Origin of the sequence: Streptomyces sp. CB02414 (genome assembly GCF_001905385.1) — a bacterium.
Taxonomy (GTDB): Bacteria; Actinomycetota; Actinomycetes; order Streptomycetales; family Streptomycetaceae; genus Streptomyces.
This window is the reverse complement of record NZ_LIPF01000002.1, coordinates 988,694-1,011,929: the sequence shown is the minus strand read 5'-3', so window position 1 is coordinate 1,011,929 and position 23,236 is coordinate 988,694. Positions and strand designations below refer to the sequence as shown.

Here is a 23,236-nt window from a genome sequence, read left to right as displayed (position 1 = left end):
GGTCGCTTAGGATCGATGGTGACTTGGTCTTGGGGGCGTTGATCGTGAGGAGCGTGTGCGGCTTTGCCCTCGATGGAAGAGGAACGCGTGCGTGTACGCGCCGGTTCCCGGTTCGTGCGCCGGGCGCGCGTGAGCCCGGTCACGTTGGCCGGGCAAATCGGACACCATCTTTGTGCACGCGTTCACAAAGACATAGCCTGCATTCGACGGGGCGGTCATGTAGGGACGTATGACCGCCTACAGCCCCGCTCTACCCGCAGGAGCACCGTGGCAACTGGCCGAGCACACCGACCGGCGACCCGCAGCCGAGGGATTCCCGAGGCCACCGTCGCCAGGCTTCCGCTGTACCTCCGCGCGCTGACCGCGCTCTCCGAGCGCTCGGTGCCCACGGTCTCCTCCGAGGAACTGGCGGCGGCGGCGGGAGTCAACTCCGCGAAACTGCGCAAGGACTTCTCCTACCTCGGCTCCTACGGGACCAGGGGCGTCGGCTACGACGTCGAGTATCTCGTCTACCAGATCTCGCGCGAACTGGGGCTCACCCAGGACTGGCCGGTTGTGATCGTCGGTATCGGTAACCTCGGCGCCGCGCTCGCCAACTACGGCGGGTTCGCCTCCCGCGGTTTCCGGGTCGCCGCGCTCATCGACGCCGATCCGGGAATGGCCGGAAAGCCCGTCGCGGGCATCCCGGTGCAGCACACCGACGAGCTGGAGAAGATCATCCAGGACGACGGTGTCTCCATCGGCGTGATCGCGACCCCCGCGGGCGCCGCCCAGCAGGTCTGCGACCGGCTCGTGGCCGCCGGCGTCACCTCCATCCTGAACTTCGCGCCGACCGTGCTGAACGTCCCCGAGGGCGTCGACGTGCGCAAGGTCGACCTCTCCATCGAGCTGCAGATCCTCGCCTTCCACGAGCAGCGCAAGGCGGGCGAGGAGGCCGTGGCCGACACCGGCGCCGTACCGCCCGTCGCCGCCCGCAAGCAGCAGCCCTCCACCGACCAGGGACCCGACGGGGACGTGCCCGCCGTGATGCCGGCATGAGCCTCCTCGTCGTCGGACTCAGCCACCGCAGCGCGCCGGTCAGCGTGCTGGAGCGGGCGTCCCTGAACGCGGACGCGCAGCTCAAGCTGCTCCAGGACACGGTCGCCGCCGAACCGGCCGCCGAGGCCGCGGTGCTGGCCACCTGCAACCGCATCGAGCTCTACGCCGACGTGGACAAGTTCCACGCCGGTGTCGCCGAGCTGTCCACGCTGCTCGCCCAGCACAGCGGGGTCGGCCTGGAGGAGCTCACTCCTTATCTCTACGTGCACTACGAGGACCGGGCCGTCCACCACCTCTTCTCGGTGGCCTGCGGGCTCGACTCGATGGTGGTGGGCGAGGGCCAGATCCTCGGCCAGATAAAGGACTCCCTGGCCCGCGCCCAGGACCTGCACACCGCCGGACGGCTCCTGAACGACCTGTTCCAGCAGGCGCTCCGGGTCGGCAAGCGGGCCCACTCGGAGACCGGCATCGACCGCGCCGGGCAGTCCCTGGTCACCTTCGGCCTGGAGCAGCTGGCCGCGGGAGCCGACGTCCAGACGTGGGCCGAGGGCAAGAAGGCCCTGGTGATCGGTGCCGGTTCGATGTCCTCGCTGGCCGCCGCGACGCTGGCGCGGGCCGGGGTCGCCGAGATCGTGGTCGCCAACCGCACCTTCGAGCGGGCCGAGCGGCTCGCACAGATCCTTGCCGAGGGCGACGACACGGACGTGCTGGCCCGCGCGGTACCGATGGACGCGGTGCCGGCCGAGCTGACACGTGCCGACGTGGCCGTCTCCTGCACCGGCGCGACCGGGCTGGTCCTCACGGCGGACGCCGTGTCGGCGACGGTGGAGGGCCGCACCGGCGCGCCCGCCGCGGAAGCGCCGGCCGTGGACAGCGCCGTACACGAAGCGGCCGTGCGCGAGGCAGCCGAAACGCCTCTGCAGGCCGCCGGCGGCGACGAGAACTGCCCGCTGGACCTGTCCGCCGTCCCGTCCGGCTTCTCCGTCATGGGCGAGGCCGCCGTGGCCGGCATGGACGCGGCGACGCTGGAGCAGCACGGGGCCTGGGCCGCGAGCGGTACGACGGTGGACCGGCCGCGCGAGACCGGGCGGCCGGGCGCCGAGGCGGACGCCGAGCTGATCACGGCGCTCGCCGCGACGGCGACGCGCGTCGGCCGCATCCCCGAGCGCCGCCGCCCCGAGCCGGTCGCCGAGGTGCCGCGCCCGCAGCCCGTGCTCTTCCTCCTCGACCTCGCGATGCCGCGCGACATCGACGCCGCCGTGCACCGGCTGGCCGGGGTGCGGCTGGTGGACATCGAGTCGCTCGCCGACGCCTCCGCGGACGCGCCCATGGCGGCCGACGTCGACATGGTGCGCCGGATCGTCGCCGACGAGGTCGCCGCGTTCGGCGCCGCCCAGCGGGCCGCGCACATCACGCCGACCGTCGTCGCGCTGCGCAGCATGGCCGCCGACGTCGTGTCCGGCGAGATCGCCCGCCTGGAGGGGCGGCTGCCGGGGCTCGACGACAAGCACCGCGCCGAGATCACCCAGACCGTCAAGCGTGTGGTCGACAAGCTGCTGCACGCGCCGACGGTGCGGGTCAAGCAGCTCGCCGCCGAGCCCGGCGGCGCCGGGTACGCGGACGCGCTGCGCACCCTGTTCGACCTCGACCAGGAGACGGTGGCCTCCGTCTCCCGCGCCGAAGACAGCACCACTGAGAAGAACCGAGGGCCGGCATGACTGAGAAGGCACTGAGGCTGGGGACCAGGCGGAGCAAGCTCGCCATGGCCCAGTCCGGGCAGGTGGCGGACGCCGTGAGCCAGGTGACCGGTCGGCCCGTTGAGCTGGTCGAGATCACCACGTACGGGGACGTGTCGCGCGAGCACCTGGCGCAGATCGGCGGCACGGGCGTGTTCGTCGCCGCGCTGCGCGAGGCGCTGCTGCGGGGCGAGGTGGACTTCGCGGTTCACTCGCTGAAGGACCTCCCCACGGCGCAGCACGAGGGCCTGGTGGTGGCCGCGATCCCGGAGCGCGAGGACCCGCGGGACGTGGTCGTCGCCCGGGACGCGCGCAAGCTGACCGACCTGCCGCGCGGCGCCCGCATAGGGACGGGCGCGCCGCGCCGCATGGCGCAGCTGAACGCGTACGCCCGCACCCACGGCATGGAGATCGAGACGGTCCCGATCCGGGGCAACGTCGACACCCGCATCGGATACGTCCGCAGCGGTGAGCTCGACGCGGTCGTGCTGGCCGCCGCCGGGATGAACCGGGTGGGCCGCATCGACGAGGTGACCGACTTCCTGTCGGTCGACACGGTTCTGCCCGCCCCCGGCCAGGGGGCCCTGGCGATCGAGTGCCCCGCGGACAACGCGGACCTGATCGCCGCGCTCGCCGAGCTCGACGACCCGTTCACGCGGGCCGCCGTAACGGCCGAGCGGTCACTGCTCGCCGCCCTGGAGGCCGGCTGCAGCGCACCCGTGGGGGCGCTGGCCGACCTTCTGGCCGACGGGCAGACTGTCAAGGAAATGCGCCTGCGCGGCGTCGTCGGCACGACCGACGGCTCGACGCTGGTGCAGCTGTCCACCACCGGTCCCGTGCCTGAAACGCACGAGGCGGCTATGGCACTCGGTCGCGAACTCGCCACCGAGATGCTCGCCCAGGGCGCGGCCGGTCTGATGGGGGAGCGAGCACATTGAGCCCCACCACCTTTCCCGCCGGTCCGGAACAAGGGCACGTCACCTTCCTCGGTGCCGGACCCGGAGATCCGGGACTGCTGACTCTGCGCGCCGTGGAGGCGCTGGCGCACGCGGACGTCCTCGTCGCCGAGCACGAGGTGCTCGACGTCGTACGCACGCATGCGAGGCAGGGCGTGTCGGAAGTGCACACGGACGCCGATCCGTCGGATCCGGGCACAGGCGCGCCCCAGTTGAAGGTAGTTGACGGCACGTCAACGACCTCTGGTGTCCCCGCTGTGCGGGATGCCGCACATCTTGTCATGGAGGCCGCGCGGGGCGGCAGGCGGGTCGTGCGTGCGGTGACCGGGGACCCCGGGCTGGACGCGTACGCCGCCGAGGAGATGCTGGCGTGCGCCGCGGCCGGGGTGCCCTTCGAGGTCGTCCCCGGCATCGCGAACGCCGTCGGCGTGCCCGCGTACGCCGGTGTGCCGCTGCGCGACGCCGAGGGTGCCGACGTGCGGTTCGTGGACGCCCGTACGGCGTCGGCGCGGTGCTGGACGGAGGTGGGCGCCTCCGACGGGACGGTCGTGGTCTCGACGACGCTCGACTCGGTGGCCGCGGCCGCCGGTGAGCTGGTGTCGGCGGGCCGCAAGCCGGACACCCCGCTGACGGTGACGATCGCCGGTACGACGACCCGCCAGCGGACCTGGTCCGCCACGCTCGGCACGGTCGCCCAGACCCTGAAGCAGGCCAAGGTGCTGCCGTCGCCGGACGGTGGCCGCCCGGTGATAGCCGTGGTCGGCGAGCGTTCCGCGTCCGCCCGGCGCGACCAGCTGTCGTGGTTCGAGTCCAAGCCGCTGTTCGGCTGGAAGGTGCTCGTGCCGCGTACGAAGGAGCAGGCGGCGTCGCTCTCCGACCAGCTGCGGTCCTACGGGGCCGTCCCCAGCGAGGTCCCGACCATCGCCGTCGAACCGCCGCGCACCCCGCAGCAGATGGAGCGGGCGGTCAAGGGCCTGGTGACGGGCCGCTACGAGTGGATCGCGTTCACGTCGGTCAACGCGGTGAAGGCGGTCCGGGAGAAGTTCGAGGAGTACGGCCTGGACGCCCGTGCCTTCGCGGGCATCAAGGTCGCGGCGGTCGGCGAGCAGACCGCGAAGGCGCTCATCGCCTTCGGCGTGAAGCCGGACCTGGTCCCGAGCGGCGAGCAGTCGGCGGCGGGCCTCCTGGAGGACTGGCCGCCCTACGACCCGGTCTTCGACCCGATCGACCGCGTCTTCCTGCCCCGCGCCGACATCGCCACGGAGACCCTGGTCGCCGGTCTGATCGAGCTGGGCTGGGAGGTCGACGACGTCACCGCCTACCGCACGGTGCGCGCCTCGCCGCCCCCGGCCACCACCCGGGAGGCCATCAAGGGCGGCGGCTTCGACGCGGTGCTCTTCACCTCGTCGTCCACGGTCCGCAACCTGGTGGGCATCGCGGGCAAGCCGCACAACGTGACGGTGATCGCCTGCATCGGTCCGGCGACCGCCAAGACGGCCGAGGAGCACGGGCTGCGGGTCGACGTCATGTCCCCGGAGCCGTCCGTCACCAAGCTGGCGGAGGCCCTGGCCGACTTCGGCGCGCGCCGCCGCGCGGCGGCCGTGGAGGCCGGCGACCCGGTGACCCGGCCGAGCGAGCGTCGGCCGGGGGCGCGGAGGCGGCGGTCCTCCACGTGAGGTGACGTGAGGTGAGGCGGGGCGCTCCTTGGCGGGCGCCCCGCCCTTTTTTGGTTCAGTCGGCCCAGGTGGCCAGCAGCGCCGCCGCCTCGCGGGCCGGGGAGTGGGCGGTGGTGCCCAGGGACTCGGCGGCCGTCAGGAGCTCGGACAGGACGTGTGGGTCGCGGGCCTGGACGGCGAGGGTCAGCAGCGGGGCGAGCTGGTCGCGCCAGGCCGTGCGCAGGGTCGTCGGCGCGGTGCCGGCCTGTGCCGTCACCCGGCGCGCCCAGGCGCGGATCGCCGCCGGGTCCGCGCGCGGTGGCGGGGGAGTGCCGGTAGCGGGGCGGAGGGTGTCCGGCGGGCGGTGGCGGAGCGTGGCGGCGGCGAGCGCGGCGGCCGTGGTCGTGTGGTAGCAGGTGCCGAAGAGGTAGGCGGCGGCCTTGTCGCCGGTCAGGGCGGCCAGGGCTTCCGGGCGGTGCACCGGGCTGGGCACGGCGCCGTCGGGGCGTACCGCGCGGGCCAGCAGGTGCCAGCCCGCCCGTTCGGCCGGTGAGGTCTCCGGACCCTCGGCCAGGGCCCGCGTGCACAGCAGCAGCTCGGCGAGCAGGTCCAGGCTGCCCCTGGCGAGGTGTACGCCCAGCAGGACGCGCACCGTCTCGCGCAGCCGGGTCCGGGGCCGGGTGCCGAGGTCGAGGCGGTGGCGGCCGAAGTCGGTCGCGTAGAACACGGCGTGCGTGAGGGCGTACGTCTCGCTCTCGGTCAGTTGCAGGACGTCCGGGTCGAGCGCGGCGACGCTCTGCCGGAGCAGCGCCTCGACCGTGGGCAGGGAGGGCGGGGCGGTGACGCCGCCGCGGTCCAGGAAGTAGCGCAGCTCCAGGCGGTTGAGCACCGGCTTGTACGGGCGGCTGTGGCCGCCCGCGTCGGCGGCCAGCAGGGCCTCGCAGCGGGCCCGCAGCGCGGGCTGCGGGCGGCCCAGGTGCTCCAGCAGCGTGACGAGGTTCAGGTGGTACGGGAAGTAGGCGTCCCCGCGGCGCAGCGACCGTTCGAATCCGGGGTCCGCGGCGGTCTCGGCGGCGAGGTCGAGGGCGCGGCCCGGCAGCGCGGCGTTCCGGGGGAGGACGCCTTCGCGGTCCAGGACGCGGAGCAGGCCGAGGAGTTCGAGCAGGGGGCCGGGGCGGAAGGGGCGTGGGGGCAGGTACTCCTCCCAGCGCCGGGGGCGGAACCACTCCAGGTTGGCGTCGATCCAGCGCAGCGCGCCCGCCAGTACCCGCTCCGGTGCCGCGTCGGCGTCCGGCGCCGGGTCACGGCCCGGCGGCGGTGCGTCCGCGTCGTCCGTCGCGGCGTGTGCCGGGAGCGGCGGCCACGACGGGCCGTCGGACGGGGGCGGGGGCGGGGGCGGGGGTGACGGCGGGGCCGAGGTCGCCGGCGTGGTGCTCACCGGCCGCTCCGCAGGCGCAGGACGGCCAGGACCGCCGCCAGGATGCCGCACAGCGCGCCCAGGTCCGCCCACCACGGCAGCAGGCCGGGGGTGCCCAGCAGTGTCTGGCGGGCCAGGTCGACGGCGTACGTCATGGGGTTGATGTGCATGATCGCGGACAGCCAGCCCGGCGCGTCCTGTGCGCTGAACACCGAGCCGGACAGGAACAGCATGGGGAACATGGCCAGCTGGACGGTCGCCTGGAGGGTCTGCACCCGTTTGATGACGGTGGCCAGGCACAGGCCGATGACGCTGAACACCACGGCGGCCAGCGCGTAGCAGCCCATCGCGGCGGCGAACCGGCCCGGCGTCAGCTGCACCCCCACCGTCGGCGAGAAGGCGAGCATCACCGCGCTCTGCGCGGTCACCATGCCCGCGCCGGCGACGACCTTGCCCAGCGGCAGGCAGATCCGCGGCACCGGGGCGACGAGCAGCTCGCGCAGCACGCCGTACTCGCGGTCCCAGGCGTACGTCTGCCCGGACGCGACGCCGATCGAGACGACCTGGATGGCGATGATGCCGGGGAACACGTAGGCGCTGAACGGGACGTCGCCGACGGAGTCGATCATGCCGTCGAAGCCGACCGCGTAGACCAGGACGAAGAAGAGGATCTGCACGCCCTGGCTGAACAGCACGCCGGGGCGCTTGAACTGGCGCAGCAGGTCGCGGTGGGCGATGACGCCGACGGCGCGCAGGGCGACCCGCAGCCGTCCGTCGGCCGCGGCGAGCGGCGCCGGGGCGCCGACGGTGGTCGTGGTCACGGTGCGCTCACCCTCTCGGCGCGGGGGCCGGCCGCCGCCAGGTAGACGTCGTTCATGGACGGGTGGTGCACGGCGACGGTGAGGCCCTTGACGTCGAGGGCCCGCACCACGTCCGCGATCCGGGACTCCGGGTCGGCGCAGTGGACGGCGACGCCGCCCGGCTCGGACAGCGGCTCGAAGCCCGCGGCACGCAGCTGCCGGGCGGCGGCCTCGTCGTCGGCGCAGGAGACCACGATGCGGGAGGAGTCCAGGCTGCTCTTGAGCCGGGCCAGGCTGCCCTGGCGGACGACGCGGCCCTGCTGGAGGATGACGATCTCGTCGGCGTACTCGGCCTCGTCCATGTAGTGCGTCGAGTACAGGACGGTGACGCCCAGTTCGTCCCGCAGCCGCAGCAGGTCCCGCCAGACCACCGCCCGCGCGGTGGGGTCGAGGCCGTTGGTGGGCTCGTCGAGGATGATCAGGCCGGGGCGGTGCAGCAGGGCGCGGGCGATCTCGACCCGGCGGGAGAGGCCGCCGGACAGTTCCTCGACCGGCTGGCGGCGGCGGTCGGTCAGTTCGAAGAGGTCCAGCAGCAGGTCGATGCGGGAGCGGGCGTCGGCCCGTTTCATGCCGAACAGCCGTGCGTGGAACCACAGGTTGCGCTCCACGGACAGTTCCTTGTCGAGGGTCCGCTCCTGGAAGACCAGCCCGAGGCGGCGGCGCGCGGCCATCGGGGCCTCGCGCACGTCGTGCCCGAAGATGCGGACGTCGCCCGAGTCCGGCCGCGACGCCGTGGACAACACGCCGAGCAGGGAGGACTTGCCGGCCCCGTTGGGGCCGAGGAGCGCGGTGACCCGGCCCGGCGGGGAGCTGACGGACACCCCGTCGACGGCCCGGACCTTGCCGTAGCGCACCACGAGGTCGGTCAGCTCGAAGGCCGGCGGTACGGCCCCGGGCAGGGGGATGACGGGTGCGGCTGGTGGTTCGGGTGACGGCACGGGGGTTCCCTCCACGGTTCAGGCCAGTCCGAGCGTGCGGTCCCACGGCAGCGGCGCCGCGTCGTCGACCGGCAGGAGCGCCAGCGCCACCCCCGCCGCGCCCTCCAGCATGCCCGCGGTGTCCACGGCCCGGTGCGGGTGCGGCGAGCGGGCGGCGGCCGGGAAGCGCATGAGGTGGCGGAAGCCGAACGGCGCCTGTTCGTCGGCCAGTTCCAGGACCCGGCCGGTCAGTCGTGCGACGCCGTCCGCGAGGTCGGTTTCGTCGGGGACGGCGTGGGCGACGCGGGCCACGACGCGCAGCAGGCCGGCGTAGCCGTGGCAGACGGTGGCGCCCTCGACGGCCCACCGCGACTCGTCCCGCCGCAGCGCCGCCCGCAGCGCCTCGACGGCGGCCGTGCGCCACTCGGGGCGGTCCAGGACGGTCCCGGCCCGGAACAGGGCGGCGGCCACTCCGGGGGTGCCGTAGCACCAGGCGGTGCGGGTGAACAGGTGCGGCGGCCGGTCGGCGGCCACCTCGTCGGCGAAGCCGGCGCGGGCGGGCCAGTACGGTCCCGCCTCGTCGTGCAGCGTCCAGCCCAGCAGCCAGTCGGCGACGCGGTGCACGGCGTCCCGCATGCCCTCCACCTCGCGGCCCGCCGTGTACGCAGAGCAGAGCACCGCCAGGGTGCCGGTGATGCCGTGGGCCATGCCGAGGTTGAAGTCGCCGCGCGGGTAGTCGGCCCGGTCGCGCTCGCTGAGCTGGAGCTCGGCCGGCACCCACCAGCCGGGCACCTCGTGGCCGTCGACCGTGACCGGCGCGGTGAGCCGGACGAGGTGGTGGAGGGACTCGGTCAGGGCGGTCTCGACGCCGGGCCCGGCCTCCGCCGGGTCGGCCGCCGCGTCGAGCAGCAGCCGGGTCGTCCCCGACAGGCCGTTGATCAGGTCGTACGCGCCCCAGTCGACGCCGGGTCCGGTCCGGGAGCGGAAGACGGCCAGCCGCTCGGTCTGGTCGTCGGCGACCCAGGCGGCCAGCCGGTGGCGCAGCGAGGCGTAGTGCCCCTCGGGGCCGGCGCAGGTCTGCGCGGCGGCGAGCAGTGCGGCGGGGCCCGAGAACAGGCCCCGGCTGGGGGCGGAGTTCAGCGCCCGGCCGGCGGCGGCGAGGTGGCGGTGCGCGGTGGCCCGCCGGCCCTCGTCGGTGCGGGCCAGTTCGCCGTAGAGCAGGGCGGTGCCGGGCAGGCCGTTGGAGAGGGTCAGCGGCCCCCACATGACGGCGTCGTAGATCGGGTCCCGGTTGTCGTCGCGGGAGGCGACGGCGGCCACGTGCGCGGGGTCGGCGAGCCGTTCGGCGACGAGGGCGACGGCCTCCGCGGCGCGCGGGGCGGTGACGGCGTTCACGACTGGTGCCTCCGGCGGTTGAGGTGGTCCTGTACGGCGCCCCGGGCGATGCCGAGCACGGTCAGCTCGCGGGCGCCCTCGCCGCCGAAGAGGCGGTTGCAGACCATGTGCAGCAGGCTGCCGACCACCCGGCCCTCCGGCGTCGGCCCGGACCGCCGTACGGCGTCGGACAGTTCGGCCACCGCCCGGTCGCGGGCGTGCAGCGCGGCCAGCACCCGGGACCCGGCGGGGTCGGCGGCGAGGGCGGGCCAGCCGTCGTGGGGGTCGACGAGGCGGCGCCAGTGGGCGGCCCGGGTGCGGAAGACGGCGGGCAGGTCGCGGCGGGCGCCGGTCATGGACAGCCAGGCCGCCGCCGCGTCGTCGCCGCAGTCCTCGGTGACCAGCGGGTTGCTGGGCGAGGGCGGGCCGAAGGCGTGGGCCAGCGCGGCGCAGGAGATGACGGCCAGGTCGTCCGTCGCGAAGTCGTTCGCCGGGTCCCGGGCCACCCGCAGCAGTTCGACGGCGGCCTCGCTGTCGTGCTGGAAGACCCGTTCGGCGGCCGCCTGCGCCGCGGGGCCGCCGTAGCGCTCGGTCTCCGGGTCGTACTGCGCGACGGTGTGTCCGCGCACCAGGCCCTCGCGCTGCCAGCGGTCCAGCAGCGCGCCGACGGCCGGGGCGACCCGCCCCCACAGCTCCTCGGGGCGGGCGGCGTGCAGACGCAGCCGCAGGTGGTGGCCGGCCTCGTCGGTGTAGCGGATGAAGAACCAGCGGTCGGCGCCGTGTTCGGCGGCCAGGGTGACCAGGCCGGGTACGTGGTCGCGCAGCAGGTCGTCCTGGGTCCGCGCCGATCCGTGCACCTTGAGGTACAGCCACTCGCCGCCCAGGCCGTGCACCGTGCGGTCCGGCTGCGGGTGCCCGGCGTACGGCCGCCTGCGGGGCACGCCGTCGTCCCGGCGGGTCATGGGGACGACCAGCTCGCTGGTGTGCCCGGCCAGGGTGCCGTCCAGCCAGCCCTCGTCCTCGCCGGGAACCTCCTGCGCGATCAGGTCGGGGTGGCGCAGTACCTGGTCGAACAGGAGGGCGCGGTGCCAGGCGTCGTCGAGGTCGAGCAGCAGCCGCTGGTCGGTGGTGACGGCGAGCACGTGCCGGGGAACGGCCCAGTCCGCCCGCCAGTCGTCGACCGCACGGTCCCAGTCGGTGCGGGGGAGGGCGGCGGGGCGGTCGGTGGGGCGGTCGGTGGGGGAAAGGGGCTGCCGGTCCTCGACGGTGCCAGTGGTCCGGGCGGCCGGGTCCGCCGCCGCGCCCGGTGTCCCCGCGGCGGGCCCGCCCTTCTCGCCTTCGGCGCGCAGGCGTTCGGCCCGGGTGCGCAGGACGTCCAGCCGCCAGACCGCGCAGGCCAGGACGAAGCGGCCGTACCGGACGCGCGGGACGAACGGCGCGTCGGCGAGCGGGCCCCAGTTCCACGGCTCCCACAGGCGCTGCCCTTCCAGGCCGATCTCCCACAGCAGCCGGGCCGCGTTGGGTGCCTGGGCCGGCGCGCTGACCATGTTGCCGAGCACGGGCACGATCTCCCGCCCGGTCGGCAGGTGGACGGCGGTCAGCCGGTCCAGGGTGGCACCGATGCCGATGTCGGACAGGCGCAGTTCCTCGACGCCGCCGCCGGGGACGTCGGGGACGCCGACTCCGATGCGGCGGCCCGTGGCCGGGACGGTGTGGGCGAGGTTGGCGGCCCGGCCCGAACGGGTGCGGAAGGCGAGGTCGACGGGGACCGCGTCCTGTACGTGCACGGGGCTGTCGCGGTGCAGTGCCGCGAACGCGGGCCCCCAGTCCGGGTGCTGGTCGGCGAACCGGGCGAAGGTGGCCCCGGCCCGGTGCGAGCCCGGCGACGGCGACAGGTAGACCCGGAACTCGCCGTCGTCCAGCGCCTCCACCGAGGGCGCGACGACCTGCACCGTCACCTCGGCGGAGCCCTGGAGATCCGCGGGGTCGGCGGTGTCGTGGCACAGCTCGGCCACCTCGTCGTCGCCGAGGTGCACCTCCCGGGCGCCGGTCCGCTGCGCGGCGGCGACCAGCCGGGCCATGGCCCGGTCCCGGCGCGTGGTGCGGGGGTCCTCGGGAGGCAGGGGCGGGGCCTCGCTGTTCGGCCAGCCGTAGCCGGCGGGGGCGCCCAGGCCGGTCGACTCGTCCAGCAGGTCGAGGACCGGCACCAGCCGGTCGGCGCCGTACACGTCGAGGAAGCGGCGGTGGTAGTCCCGCAGCGCGAAGAGCCCCAGCTTCGGCCGGGACAGCCGCCACATCACGCCCATGGCCCGCTCGACGGTCTCGCGCACCGGGTACGGCAGGTGCAGCCCGGTGTCGAGGCGGGTGTCGATGTGCAGCGGCGTGTCGTCGGGCTCCGCCGACCGGGCGAGCCGCAGCAGCCGGTCCAGTTCCGTTCGGCCCCGGCCCGCCGTCCGGTCGTCGTACGCCCGCCGGGCGTCGTCGATCTCGCGCAGCGCCTCGTGGATGCGGCGGGTCTCAGGCGCCGGGTCGGTGACCGCCGCCAGCAGCCCGAGCACGTGGGTGAGCGGGTCGCCGCCGTCCAGCGGCGGGCGCAGCCCCGTCAGGAGCAGTTCCTGGCGCACCAACTCGGCGAGCAGTGCCTCGATCCGGTCCAGGGGCGCGCCGGGGAACGCCTCCGCGGTGCGCCGGACCAGTTCCCGGTACGGCAGCGGCGCGGCCGACTCCGCGAGGGCGTGGGCGACGACGGGCGTGCGGCGCACGGAGACGGTGGCGCGGGTCTCGCCGCCCTCGGTGAGGCGGACGCCCTGCGTGGAGGAGGCGGTGAGGACCACGCGGTCGCCGCGCACGGTCAGCGCCTGGTGCGCCTGGACGGTGAGCGCGGACAGCACCGCCCGGTCGCCTTCGAGGCGGTGGCCGAGCCGGGTCAGCCACTGCATGTCGACGTGGGTGCGGGTGCGGTGGTCGGGGCCGCGCTCCAGCTTGGCGGTGGAGTCGAAGCGGCCGGTCGACACACCGGCGAACAGGCCGAAGGGTGTCGGGCGGGTGCGCCTGCGGATGTCGTAGCGCAGCACGGCGAGCGCCGCGCGGCGCAGCTGCCCCGCCTTGATGCCCGTGGCGCCGCGCTCGGCGACCCGGCGGACCAGGGCGCTGAGGCTGGGGGAGGCGAGGTCGAGCGCCTCGGCGAGCAGCGGGTCGGCGGGGACGGAGGCGAGCAACTCGGCGCAGGCACTGAGGTCGTGCGGTCCGGCGGCGGGCAGCGGCAGCGCGGGTGATCCGCCCAGCGGCGCCCGGTACAGGAAGACGTCGTTCGCCTCGAAAGGTGTCCTGGGCGGCGCTTCCCCCATGGCTGTCCCCCTGCTCGTCCGGGCCTGCCGGTGTCCTGTGTCGTGTCCTGTGCCGTGTGCTGCCGGTGGGGCGGCCCCGTGGGGCCGGCGGGCCGCCCGCCGGCCCCACGGGTGTGCGTGAACCGTTGCCGTCGTCAGCAGCAGTGGCTGCAGCCGGAGCCGCCGCCCTCGCTGGTGCAGCCCGGGGTGCACCAGGAGACGCTGGTGATGGCCGGGCCGGCCACGGACTTCTCGACGCCGATCTCGAGGTCGAGGTCGAAGAGGTTCGCGTCGTTCTGTCCCGTGGCGGGGGCGTGAATTCCCATACTGACTCCTTCGTACAGGCCGAATGGATGTTCGTCGGGTCGCGATCCGTCGAACACGCAACCACGGGCCTCGGTGACGGCTCAACGGCTTCGGACCGGGCTGGCAGTAGGTGGCAGTCCGATGGCAGGCGGGACACCACCACCCGCACACGTGGCACGCCCCCGGCCGCCCGCCGGCCGTGCCCGTGATCTCCGGGGGCGGGTACCGGCCAATCCGTGCCGGCGCGGGCGGCCGGGGGGCTCCGGTGCTCCTGCCACCCCGTCCGACCGGTCCGCGGGGGCTGCCCTCCGGATTCTCCGGTTCCGCCCCGAACGTTCCCGGTCCGGAGCGTCGGGCGGGCCGGGCGAAGGATTCCGGCCAGATTCGGGAGGGCCCGGCGGTTGGACGTGAACCGGGCGGGCGGCGTCGGATACGTACCTACCGTGTGTTCGGACGAGGTTCTGCTCAGCGCCGTCGCCCGTGGCGACCAGGCCGCCCTGCGTGCCCTTTACGAGAGGCACGCCGCCGCCATGCTCCGCCTCATCCGCAGACTCACCTCGGACCGGTCGGTCGCGGAGGAGATCCTCCAGGAGACGTGGCTGGCCGTGTGGCGCTCGGCGGCCGGGTTCCGCGGCGAGTCCTCCGTACGGGGCTGGCTCCTGGGCGTGGCCCGGCGGCAGGCCCATAACCACCTGCGCAAGTCGCGGCCGCAGCTCGCCGACCTCGCCGAGGCGCAGGACGTGCCCGACCCCGCGCCGAGCGTGGAGGACCAGGTCGTGCGGGAGGCCGAGCGCGCCGAGCTGCTGGCCGCCGTACGCACTCTGCCCGGCCATCTGCGCGAGGTCCTCGCCCTGGTCCTGATCGAGGAACTGGCCTACCCGGAGGTGGCCACCGTGCTCGCCATCCCGGTGGGCACCGTCAAGAGCCGGATGTCCCACGCGCGCAAGCGGCTGTCCGGGATGCTCGCCGCCAGGCGGCTGGAAGGAACGGGACGACGATGACAGAACACCTCGCGGACGACGTCCTCGCCCGCCTGGCGCAGACCGCGTCCCGGGACCGGCGGGACGGCCGCCACCTCGACGCCTGCCCCGACTGCCGGGTGCGCCTGGCCGCCTGGCGGGACATCGGCACCGCCCTGCGCACGGAGGAGGCCGGGCCGGCGCATGCCCCGCCGCCCTTCGACGCGCTGCTCGGGCCCGTGCTGGCGCCACTGTCCGCCGACGCGCCGGCCGACGCGGCACCTCCGGCCGCTGCCCGTGAAGCGGCCGGACTCCGCGCCCTCGTCGGCCGGTTGGGCGCCGGCGTCCGGTCCCAGGGGCCCGAGCGGTCGCTGCGGACCGCCTGGCAACTGGTCGGGCGACAGGCCGCGCTGATGCCGAAGGCATGGGCTCCGCTGAGTGCCGGCGGGTTCGTCGGAGCCGCCCTGCTCGCCTCCGCGCAGGAGACGGACCGCTTCGCCCTCCGGCTGTTCGGCGCCGTGGTGGTGCTGCTGGTGACCTTCGGCGCGCTGGCGGCGGCCCTGCCCCGGCGCGACCCCCGCCACGAACTGCTCTTCACCCTTCCGGTGTCGCCCGGCGCGGTCTTCCTCGCGCGGCTGACGGTGGTGCTCAGCGCCGACCTGGCGATGGCGATGGCCTCCTCGGCGCTCGTGGACGGCCCCGGCTGGTGGCCGGTGGTGTCGAGCTGGCTCGGCCAGTCCCTGCTGGCCGCGTCCCTCGCGCTGGCCCTGGCGGTCAGACACGGCCCCGCGCCGGGTGCCGCGGCGGGCGGCGCGGTGTGGCTGCTGGGCGTCACGAGCGGCCCGCAGGGCCTGTTCAGCACCCCGGTGGGCGCGACGGTGGACGCGCTGCTGTCGACGACGCCCTGGACCGTCGCCCTGTCGGCGGCGCTGCTCGCCTGGGCCGCCGGTGCCATGCGGGCGTACGCGCCGCCGGAAGCGGCCGAACGATGACGGTGCGAACCGCCGGCGCCCCGGCCGCTACGTACTGGGTGTACCGCCGTTCCCGGCCGGCAATCCCCCGGCCGGCCGGAGCGGCGGTACATCCGCGCCGCACCCGGCGCGGGCGGCGCCCCGGAGGCCGGGAGCGCGGCAGGCCACGGGGGAGCACGGGAGGAGCCGGGCAGATGACGGTCGCCACTTGGTGGGCGTACGAGGTGCGCCGCTGCGGACATCAGCCAGTCACCCTTCCGGTGCTGGCCGCCGTGCTCGGATACGTGGGTGTGGCCGCCGGCTCCGAGGACGGCACCCTGCTCGGCCGGACCCTGCTGACCTGCGCGCTGCCCGCTGCCACGGCGCTGGTCTGCGCGGCGGTGGTGGCCCGCGAGCCGATGCCGGAACTCCACCTGTCGCTGCCCACCCCCTACCCGCGCACCGTCGCCCGCCGGCTCGCCTGGGTCGCCGCCGTCGCCGCGGTCACCGCCCTCGCGCTGGTGGCGCTGCTGACGGCCACCGGGGAACCGCTGGATCCCGGTACCGCCCTGCTGGAGCTGGCCGGGCTGGGCGTACTGCTGGGCGGGGCCGCGGTGTGGGCGACGGTGCGGTCCGGGGCGACGGCGCCCGCCGGCGGACTGGTCGCCGCCGGCGTCCTGGCCAAGCTGCTCCTCGTCGACCCGGTCGTTCCCGAGGGAGCCGGCCGGGCGCTGCCCGCGCTGCTGGCCGGCGGCTGGCTGACCGCCCGTGCCCTGCGCGCCCTGGGCCCCGGCGGCCCTCCGGGCGTACGGCTCGGCCGGGGCGGCGGACCGTACCCCGGCCCCAGGGAGGCGTGATGACCGCGCTGCTGTGGACCGTGCGGTACGAGGCGCTGATGGCGGCCCGCCGCAAGGTCGTCTGGGGCACGGTGCTCCCCCTGGCCCTGCTGAGCCTGCTGCTCGCCGCGACCTCGCCCGTGGTCACCGGGCACGCCGACCCGGCGGCACGGGTCGGTGCCGCCGCGGTCCTCGTCAACACCTTCTGCACCCTCGGGATCGGGCTCGCCCTCACCGACCGGCTGCGCCGCGCCCGTGAGGAGCACGGCATGCCGGAACTGCTGGCCGCCACGCCGACCGGCCCGCTGTCCCGCGCCGCCGGCGGCCTCGCCGGGCCGCTCCTGACCGCGCTCACCCCGGTCGCCGCGCTGCTGCTGCTCCACGCGGCCGTGCTGTCCGTGACCGGCGGGTCCCCGGCACCCCTGGGCTCGGCTGCGGTGGCCCTGCTGACGGTGATCCTGCCCGCCACGATGCTGGTCACGGCGTTCGGCGGGCTGCTGGGCGTCCTCCTGCCGGTGGCCGCCGCCCGTGCCGTCGTGGTCCTGGCGTGGCTGTGGGCCTGCCACTTCCCGCCGGCGTTCTCGCCCGTCCCCACCCCGACCGGCACGGTCCTGTCGCCCCTCGGCGGCTACCCGCTGGTCGCCTGGGCGCACGCGCCGCAGGTGTGGGCGGCCCGGGAGGGCACCGGCGCGCTGCGCCCCGCGGCCGACGACGCCACCGCGCTGCTCAACCTCACCTGCGTCCTCACGACGGCCCTGGTCTGCCACGCGCTCGCCCGGCTCGTCGGCACGATCAGACGACACGGAGCATCATGAACATCACCACGGAGCGACTGACGAAGGACCACCCCGGCGGCCGCCGCGCACTGGACGGCGTGGACCTGCACATCGAGAGCGGCACCGTCGGACTGCTCGGCGCCAACGGCGCGGGCAAGACCACGCTGCTGCGCCTGGTCACCGGAGTGCTGCGCCCCACGTCCGGCAGGATCGTCGTCGGCGGGCACGACCTGGCGACCACCGCGGGACTCACCGCCGTCAAACGCGGCCTCGGCTACCTGCCGCAGGAACTCTCCCTCTACCCGGACCTGACGGTGCGCGAGTTCCTCGACTACATAGGGGTACTGAAGGGCATCCACGACAAGCGCGCACGCCGCCGGCAGGTCGACGCGCGGATCGCCGAGGTCGGCCTGGAGGAACGGGCTCGGGACCGGCTGGCCGGCTTCTCCGGCGGCATGAAACGCCGGGTCGGCATCGCCCAGGCCCTGCTGGGCGACCCGTCACTGCTGATCGTCGACGAGCCCACCGCCGGCCTCGACCCGCACGAGCGGATGCGGTTCCGCACCCTGCTCGCCGGGCTCGGCCGGGGCCGCACCGTCCTGCTGTCCACCCACATCCTCGACGACGTCGCCCAGACCTGTCCCGAGGTGGCGGTCCTCTCCGCGGGCCGCCTGGTCTTCCACGACGCCACCGCCGCCCTGGTCAGCGAGGCCGCGGGCTGCACCTACGTGTACGGGCCGGCCGGCGCCGCCGGCGGACCGCCGCCCGGCGCCGAGGTGGTCAGCGCGGTGGCCACCGCCGACGGCCCCGAGTACCGCATCGTCACGCCCACCCCGCCCGCCGGCTCCCGGCCGGTCGAGCCGTCCCTGGAGGACGGGTACGCCGCCCTGCTCGGCGCGCACCGTGCGGAACACCGCGCGGGCACCACCGGAAAGTGAGGTACCGCCACATGACCACCACCGTCCCCGGCCGCCCCGCCGCCGACGAGCGCCCCGCCCCGCACCGCCGGCGAACCGCGCCGGGCGTCCTGGCCGGCCTCGCCGGTCTGTCCCTGCTCGTGCTGACCGCCTGCGGGGGCAGCGGCCGGACCGACCCCGACACCACCGACCCGGTGCCGCTGCCCAGCCCCACCAGCACCGCGCAGCAGATGAGCGAGAAGAACCTCGGCTACACCTGGCCGTTGACGGTCGATCACGGCACCGCCGAGTGCCGCGAGGGCGACCAGGCCGTGTTCACCGTGCCCGACGGCACCACCTACGCGCTCAACGAGCGTGCCCGGGAAGCGGGTTACCGGGACATCGGGCCGGTGCGCGCGACCGGCGACGGGGGCGACAAGGTGAGCCTCGGCCCGCTGCTCAGCCGCACGATGGGTCTCTGCCGGGTCTCGGGGTAGCCCAACAAGGTCCCCGTGTCACTGGGCTGACCGCCAGTGACCTCCGGAAGCCGAAGAGTCGAAGAAGCCGAACACCCAGGAAGAAGTCAGGACACCGCAACCAGGCAAGAACGATCAACTCGGGGGAAAACGCTGTGCAACCGCACGATCATGACCAGGATCAGCGTGACCAGCAGAACCGTCCCATACTCCACAGCCGCCACGCCGCGGACCCCACGACCGGGCCCGACGCCCTGGTCCACTCCGGCCTCGGCGACTACTTCGCCACGCCGTACGCCCCGCTCGGCCGGCTCCGCTCAGGCCTGCGCCGCGTGGAGTTCGTCGACGACGAGGACCTCACCGCGCCCGGCCGCCCGCTCGACCTGCCGGTGCTGGTGCCGGTGATCAGCGAACCCCAGGCCGACAGCCTGCGGGCCGTCCGGGCCCGGCACCCGATGTCCCTGCTCGTCGCCGTCACCCACGACATCTCCGGGCTGCGGACCTACTACGGGATCCGGGCCGGCGCCGACTTCGTCCTCAACCTCGCGATACCCGGTGACGCCCAGACCGACCTGCTGCGCGCACACATCCGGGCCCACCGCGTGACCACGGCGGCCCGCTCCGGCCCGGCCGCCGACCCCGCCACGACCCGGCTCCGCGCCATACCGGCCGGCCACGTCCGGCACCAGGGCGAAGGCCACGGCATCAAACACGGCGCCGACGACCGGCGCGCGGACCCGGCCCTGCGCGGCTCGCCCGAACCGCCCCCGGCGCCCGCCCCGCCCGAGTACGACGGGGAGCTGGTGCGGCTGCTCTGCACGGCCATGACCGTGACCGAGATCGCCCGCCACTACTACTGCTCGGAGCGGTCCATGTACCGCCGGATCCGCAAGCTGTACGACGCGCTGGGCGTCGGCAGCCGGGCCGAGCTGATGTCGGCCGCCGGCCGGCTCGGGCTGCACCGGCAGCGCCGCGACCGCGTCGGCTGAGCACGCGCCGACCGCCCGCCGACCGCCACCCGCCCACCGTCCGCCGACGGCACCGGAGACGTCCGGGCCGTCGGCGGACGGCCGGTCAGCCGACGCCGGCATCGGCGGTCTCCAGCAGCCGGAAGAACCCGGCCTCCACGTCCCCGTCGAGGGCCAGCCCCGCCAGCGAACCCTCGTACCGGGTGCGGCCGGCCACCAGCACCTGCACCCGGTCGCACACCTGGGCGACCTCGGCGAGCTGGTGGCTGGCGATCAGCACCGCCGCCCCCTCCGCGGCGAGCGAGCGGATGATGCCGCGCATCTCGCGGATGCCGACGGGGTCGAGGCCGTTGGTGGGCTCGTCCAGCACGATCAGCCGGGGCCGGGCCAGCAGGGCCACGGCGATGCCCAGCCGCCAGCGCATGCCGAGCGAGTACTCCTTGACCCGGCGCCCCCGCGCCTCGGTCATCGACACCAGCCGCAGTGCCGGTTCGATCCACTCCTCGGGCACCCCGCGCAGCCTCGCGTGCACCCGCATCGTCTCGTCGCCGGTCAGTGTCGGCCACAGCCCGGGCACCTCGATCAGCGCCCCCACCTGCGCCAGCGACTCCCGCCCGACCGGCCGGCCGAGGATCTCGATGGCGCCCGACGTCGGCCGCTGCAGGCCCAGCAGTGCCTTCATCAGCGTCGTCTTCCCCGCCCCGTTCGGCCCCAGCAGCCCGTAGACCTCCCCGGCGCCGACCGTGAGGTCCACGCCGGCCAGGGCGCGGTGGGCGCCGTAGTGCTTGTGCAGCTGGCGGATGACGAGCGCCGGCGTCGCCGGGACGCCCGCGCTGTGCGGTGTCGGCATGCTCACGGTCAGATCTCCTTACGGCTCATGTGCAGGCTGCCGGCGACCAGCAGGAGGGCGGTCAGCACGGCGGCCAGGGCCACCGCGAGCGGGATGGCCGACATCTCGGTCACCGGACTGTCGTCGGGCAGCGGCACCCCGTTGGGCCCGATCCCGGCCAGCGGCAGCACCACTCGCATCGGCCAGGAGAACGGCACCGCGTACCAGAAGGACTTGTCCGACACGAGCGCGCCGCACAGCAGCCCCGCGACGCCCACCCCGATGCCTGGGCCCATGCCCCACACCATGACGACCAGCACGGCCAGCGCGGTCATGGACAGCCCCACCAGCCACGGCAGGTACACCGCCGCCGCGACGGTGCCCATCGCCTCCGGGAACTTCCCGCTGATCGCCGCCCCCAGGGACAGCATGACCAGCAGCACGGTGGAGGAGACGAGACCCAGCACGCCGAGCATGGCCACCTTGCCGACGAAGTAGCGCCACCGGGGCACCCCGTAGGACAGCAGCAGCCGCCAGGCGTCCTGGTCGGCGCGGACCGACAGCGCCGCGGCCAGGCCCGCGGTCATCGGGACCAGCACGCCCCAGAACTCCAGCGTCACGTTCCGGAACACCTCGAAGGTCTGCCCGGCCTTCGCCTCGGAGGAGCCGAGGGAACCCAGGAAGAGCGGAACGGTGATGATCACCGGGGCGAGCAGGTGGTACCACGGCAGGAACCCCCGCTTGTTGCGGGCGAGCTCGGTGCTCACCACGGTCACCAGCGAGGGGTTGTCGCGTTTCCCCGGTGCGGGAGGGGGCTGGACGGCCGTCTCGTGCACGATGGTTCTCCTGCCTGGCCACTGTCGGTGACGCCATGGACGACGAGTACGTACGGGTACGTAGCGGCGACGGGAGGACCGGTTCACCGCCGGCGCGGTGGCAGTCGGCGGACAGCTGCCCGATGGTGTCAGCCGCCTGCCAATCGGCCCGGCGGACGGGGACAGGCGCCGGGGCCGGATGTGAGGCTCGTGGACGTTCCGGTTCCACTGCTGTCAAGGAGGGCCACGATGAAGAAGACGAAGCCGGGCGCGCTGCGCCGCACGCTCGCCGTCGGCGTTATGACCATCGCGCTCGGCGGCCTCGTCGCGCCCGTCGCGTCGGCCGGTACCGCGTCCGCCGCGCCCCCGGCGGCCGAGATGGGCGTCCTGAAGACCTGGCACGCCACCGTGCAGTGCCAGATCGTCCGCATCAGCGACAACAACGTCGTCGGGTACGACCGGGCGGACGGCTCCGGCAACTCCAAGGACGCGGCCATCAAGGACGCCAAGCGCAACGTGCCCGTCCCGTCGGGGCACTACAAGCGCCACTGCGACGCGAAGCGTGTCTGGTAGAACGGAGCGGAGGAAGAGGAAGGGGGAGACGCGTCTCCCCCTTCCTCCCGTCCGTCCCCTCCCGAACAGGAGAGAGTGCCCGTGTCCGAAGAGCGAGGCGTCTACGAGCTGCGGCTGGGCCTGTACGCGAGCCAGGAGGAGGCAGAGAAGATCAAGGCACGCGTCGCCGCCCTCCTGTGCCCGGACCCCGACCACGCGCCGCCGTGCCCGGTGCCCTGGTCGATGCTCCTGCTGAGCGAGGACCACCTGGACGAACCCGACGCGTACGCCGAGCTGGTCGAGCAGGCGAAGATCGAGGGCCGCTCCCAGCCGTAGTCACAGCCGTAGCCGTACCCGAATCCGCCCCATGCCGCAGCCCCGTCCGCGGCCGGGCGGATTCCGCGTTTTCGGACTGCGGTGCGTTGACAGCCGGCGGCGGGGTGCGTGTAATGAGGCTGGTGCCGCGTGGCGCCGGTCAAAGAGCAGTGGGCCGGCCGGCGATCGGGCGAGCGCCCTGGCAGTCAAGGGGTACGTGTTGAGTCACCACTCCGCGCCCTGACACGACGTAGCGCTTCCGCACGTCGTCGTCCTCTCCTCTCTCTTCTTCACTTCACCCTTTCCGGCACCGCGCCGCGCGCCGCGCGCCGCGGCCTGCCGCCATGGAGACACGGAACCGTATGCCCACGTCTTTCAACCAGTCCGTCATCGATGAATTCCGCGCCAACGAGGGGAAGGTCGGTGGTCCCTTCGAAGGCGGGGACCTGCTTCTGCTGACCACCACGGGTGCTCGGTCGGGAGCTTCGCGGACCACGCCGCTCGGCTACGTCCGGCACGGGGAATCGCTCCTCGTGGTCGGGTCCAACCTCGGTGGCCCCCGGCACCCCGGCTGGTACCACAACCTGCTCGCCCACCCCGTCGTACGGGTGGAGGTGGGCACGTCGAGCTTCGAGGCGCTCGCCGTTCCCGCCGAGGGAGCGCGGCGCGAGGAGCTGTTCGCGCACGTCGTGCGGGCCGTGCCCGGTTACGGCGACTACCAGGAGGGGACCTCGCGGCCGCTGCCGGTGGTGGCGCTGGAGCGGGCCGAGCCCGAGGGGTGGGAGGGGCCGGGGGAGGTGCGGACCCTGGCCGGCAAGCTGCTGGAGGTGCACACCTGGCTGCGGGGGCAGTTGCGGCAGGTGCGGGCGGAGACCGAGGCGTACTTCGCGGCGCCGGGACCGGCCGGTGCGCCGCCGGGACTCGGGCTGCAGATCCGGCAACGGTGCCTGGCGTTCTGCCAGGCGCTGGAGTTCCACCACGTGAGCGAGGACGGCCACCTGTTCCCGGGGATCGCCCGTCACCACCCGCACCTGACCGACGTCTTCGACCGGCTCGCGGACGAACACCGGGCCGTCGGCCGCGTCCAGAGCGAGCTGGCGGCCCTCCTGGCCGGTGTCGCCATCGCCGACCCCCGGCGCTTCCGGGCCGAGCTGGACGAGATGTCAGCGCAGCTCAACGCGCACCTCGACTACGAGGAGGAGGTGTTGCTGCCCTTGCTGGCCGAGGTGCCGTGGCCGCCGGCCGCGCCTCCGGCCCCGTAGGGCTCCCGGTCGGCGGC

22 protein-coding genes are annotated in these 23,236 nt (G+C 74.7%); 14 read left to right on the top strand and 8 right to left on the bottom strand.

Features of this window, described 5'->3' with window-relative positions; all coding sequences use genetic code 11:
- Positions 1-267 precede the first annotated feature (267 nt).
- The 4 genes from AMK11_RS10895 to AMK11_RS10880 are packed head-to-tail and all read left to right on the top strand — an operon-like array spanning position 268 to position 5,406.
- A complete protein-coding gene (locus tag AMK11_RS10895; protein ID WP_073725602.1) occupies positions 268-1,038 on the top strand; it encodes a redox-sensing transcriptional repressor Rex in 771 nt (256 codons plus the stop codon).
- Positions 1,035-2,756, top strand: a complete 1,722-nt coding sequence (locus AMK11_RS10890) for a glutamyl-tRNA reductase (RefSeq protein WP_073725600.1) — start codon at positions 1,035-1,037, stop codon at positions 2,754-2,756. The genes AMK11_RS10895 and AMK11_RS10890 overlap by 4 nt, the downstream gene beginning before the upstream one ends.
- Positions 2,753-3,712: a hydroxymethylbilane synthase gene (hemC, locus tag AMK11_RS10885; protein ID WP_073725598.1), complete on the top strand. Its 960-nt coding sequence runs from the start codon at positions 2,753-2,755 to the stop codon at positions 3,710-3,712. Before AMK11_RS10890 ends, hemC begins: the two co-directional genes overlap by 4 nt.
- Positions 3,709-5,406, top strand: a complete 1,698-nt coding sequence (locus AMK11_RS10880; RefSeq protein WP_073725596.1) for a uroporphyrinogen-III synthase — start codon at positions 3,709-3,711, stop codon at positions 5,404-5,406. The genes hemC and AMK11_RS10880 overlap by 4 nt, the downstream gene beginning before the upstream one ends.
- 55 nt (positions 5,407-5,461) lie before the next feature.
- On the opposite strand, the gene AMK11_RS10875 is transcribed toward AMK11_RS10880, so the two are convergent.
- From AMK11_RS10875 to AMK11_RS10850, 6 genes are all read right to left on the bottom strand, one after another.
- Positions 5,462-6,823: a DUF6895 family protein gene (locus AMK11_RS10875; RefSeq protein WP_107429660.1), complete on the bottom strand. Its 1,362-nt coding sequence runs from the start codon at positions 6,821-6,823 to the stop codon at positions 5,462-5,464.
- Positions 6,820-7,623, bottom strand: a complete 804-nt coding sequence (locus AMK11_RS10870; RefSeq protein WP_073725594.1) for an ABC transporter permease — start codon at positions 7,621-7,623, stop codon at positions 6,820-6,822. The genes AMK11_RS10875 and AMK11_RS10870 overlap by 4 nt, the downstream gene beginning before the upstream one ends.
- Entirely contained in the window at positions 7,620-8,600 is a 981-nt protein-coding gene (locus tag AMK11_RS10865) for an ABC transporter ATP-binding protein (RefSeq protein ID WP_073725592.1), read from the bottom strand. The genes AMK11_RS10870 and AMK11_RS10865 overlap by 4 nt, the downstream gene beginning before the upstream one ends.
- 18 nt (positions 8,601-8,618) lie before the next feature.
- Positions 8,619-9,974: a lanthionine synthetase C family protein gene (locus AMK11_RS10860; RefSeq protein ID WP_073725590.1), complete on the bottom strand. Its 1,356-nt coding sequence runs from the start codon at positions 9,972-9,974 to the stop codon at positions 8,619-8,621.
- The gene (locus AMK11_RS38440; protein ID WP_073725588.1) at positions 9,971-13,300 is read right to left on the bottom strand and encodes a lantibiotic dehydratase; all 3,330 of its coding nucleotides are present in this window, start codon (positions 13,298-13,300) and stop codon (positions 9,971-9,973) included. The genes AMK11_RS10860 and AMK11_RS38440 overlap by 4 nt, the downstream gene beginning before the upstream one ends.
- A 134-nt stretch (positions 13,301-13,434) precedes the next feature.
- Positions 13,435-13,605: a gallidermin/nisin family lantibiotic gene (locus tag AMK11_RS10850; protein WP_073725586.1), complete on the bottom strand. Its 171-nt coding sequence runs from the start codon at positions 13,603-13,605 to the stop codon at positions 13,435-13,437.
- A gap of 423 nt (positions 13,606-14,028) precedes the next feature.
- Between AMK11_RS10850 and AMK11_RS10845 the strand changes: the two genes are divergently transcribed.
- From AMK11_RS10845 to AMK11_RS10815, 7 genes are all read left to right on the top strand, one after another.
- Positions 14,029-14,586 (top strand): RNA polymerase sigma factor, encoded by a 558-nt coding sequence (locus AMK11_RS10845; RefSeq protein WP_073725775.1) that lies wholly within the window; start codon positions 14,029-14,031, stop codon positions 14,584-14,586.
- Complete coding sequence (locus AMK11_RS10840) at positions 14,583-15,536, top strand: hypothetical protein (RefSeq protein ID WP_073725584.1); 954 nt, start codon at positions 14,583-14,585, stop codon at positions 15,534-15,536. The genes AMK11_RS10845 and AMK11_RS10840 overlap by 4 nt, the downstream gene beginning before the upstream one ends.
- A gap of 173 nt (positions 15,537-15,709) precedes the next feature.
- Positions 15,710-16,351, top strand: coding sequence for a hypothetical protein (locus AMK11_RS10835; protein WP_073725582.1), 642 nt, complete (start codon positions 15,710-15,712; stop codon positions 16,349-16,351).
- Positions 16,351-17,145 (top strand): hypothetical protein, encoded by a 795-nt coding sequence (locus tag AMK11_RS10830; protein ID WP_073725580.1) that lies wholly within the window; start codon positions 16,351-16,353, stop codon positions 17,143-17,145. Before AMK11_RS10835 ends, AMK11_RS10830 begins: the two co-directional genes overlap by 1 nt.
- Complete coding sequence (locus tag AMK11_RS10825; protein WP_073725578.1) at positions 17,142-18,044, top strand: ATP-binding cassette domain-containing protein; 903 nt, start codon at positions 17,142-17,144, stop codon at positions 18,042-18,044. Before AMK11_RS10830 ends, AMK11_RS10825 begins: the two co-directional genes overlap by 4 nt.
- Before the next feature lie 11 nt (positions 18,045-18,055).
- On the top strand, positions 18,056-18,499 hold the full coding sequence (locus tag AMK11_RS10820; RefSeq protein ID WP_079187342.1) for a DUF2511 domain-containing protein: 444 nt from the start codon (positions 18,056-18,058) through the stop codon (positions 18,497-18,499).
- A gap of 134 nt (positions 18,500-18,633) precedes the next feature.
- On the top strand, positions 18,634-19,467 hold the full coding sequence (locus tag AMK11_RS10815) for a helix-turn-helix transcriptional regulator (protein ID WP_073725576.1): 834 nt from the start codon (positions 18,634-18,636) through the stop codon (positions 19,465-19,467).
- Between the two features lie 85 nt (positions 19,468-19,552).
- Here the strand turns inward: AMK11_RS10815 and AMK11_RS10810 are convergent, their stop codons facing one another.
- Positions 19,553-20,296, bottom strand: coding sequence for an ABC transporter ATP-binding protein (locus AMK11_RS10810; protein WP_073725771.1), 744 nt, complete (start codon positions 20,294-20,296; stop codon positions 19,553-19,555).
- 8 nt (positions 20,297-20,304) lie between these two features.
- Positions 20,305-21,111, bottom strand: coding sequence for an ABC transporter permease (locus tag AMK11_RS10805; RefSeq protein WP_241846935.1), 807 nt, complete (start codon positions 21,109-21,111; stop codon positions 20,305-20,307).
- A gap of 228 nt (positions 21,112-21,339) precedes the next feature.
- On the opposite strand from AMK11_RS10805, the gene AMK11_RS10800 reads away from it, so the two are divergent.
- From AMK11_RS10800 to AMK11_RS10790, 3 genes are all read left to right on the top strand, one after another.
- Positions 21,340-21,663, top strand: a complete 324-nt coding sequence (locus tag AMK11_RS10800) for a hypothetical protein (RefSeq protein ID WP_073725574.1) — start codon at positions 21,340-21,342, stop codon at positions 21,661-21,663.
- An 81-nt stretch (positions 21,664-21,744) separates the two neighbouring features.
- A complete protein-coding gene (locus AMK11_RS10795; RefSeq protein ID WP_073725572.1) occupies positions 21,745-21,978 on the top strand; it encodes an SPOR domain-containing protein in 234 nt (77 codons plus the stop codon).
- A 341-nt stretch (positions 21,979-22,319) separates the two neighbouring features.
- Entirely contained in the window at positions 22,320-23,219 is a 900-nt protein-coding gene (locus AMK11_RS10790; protein ID WP_073725570.1) for a nitroreductase/quinone reductase family protein, read from the top strand.
- Positions 23,220-23,236: the final 17 nt, after the last annotated feature.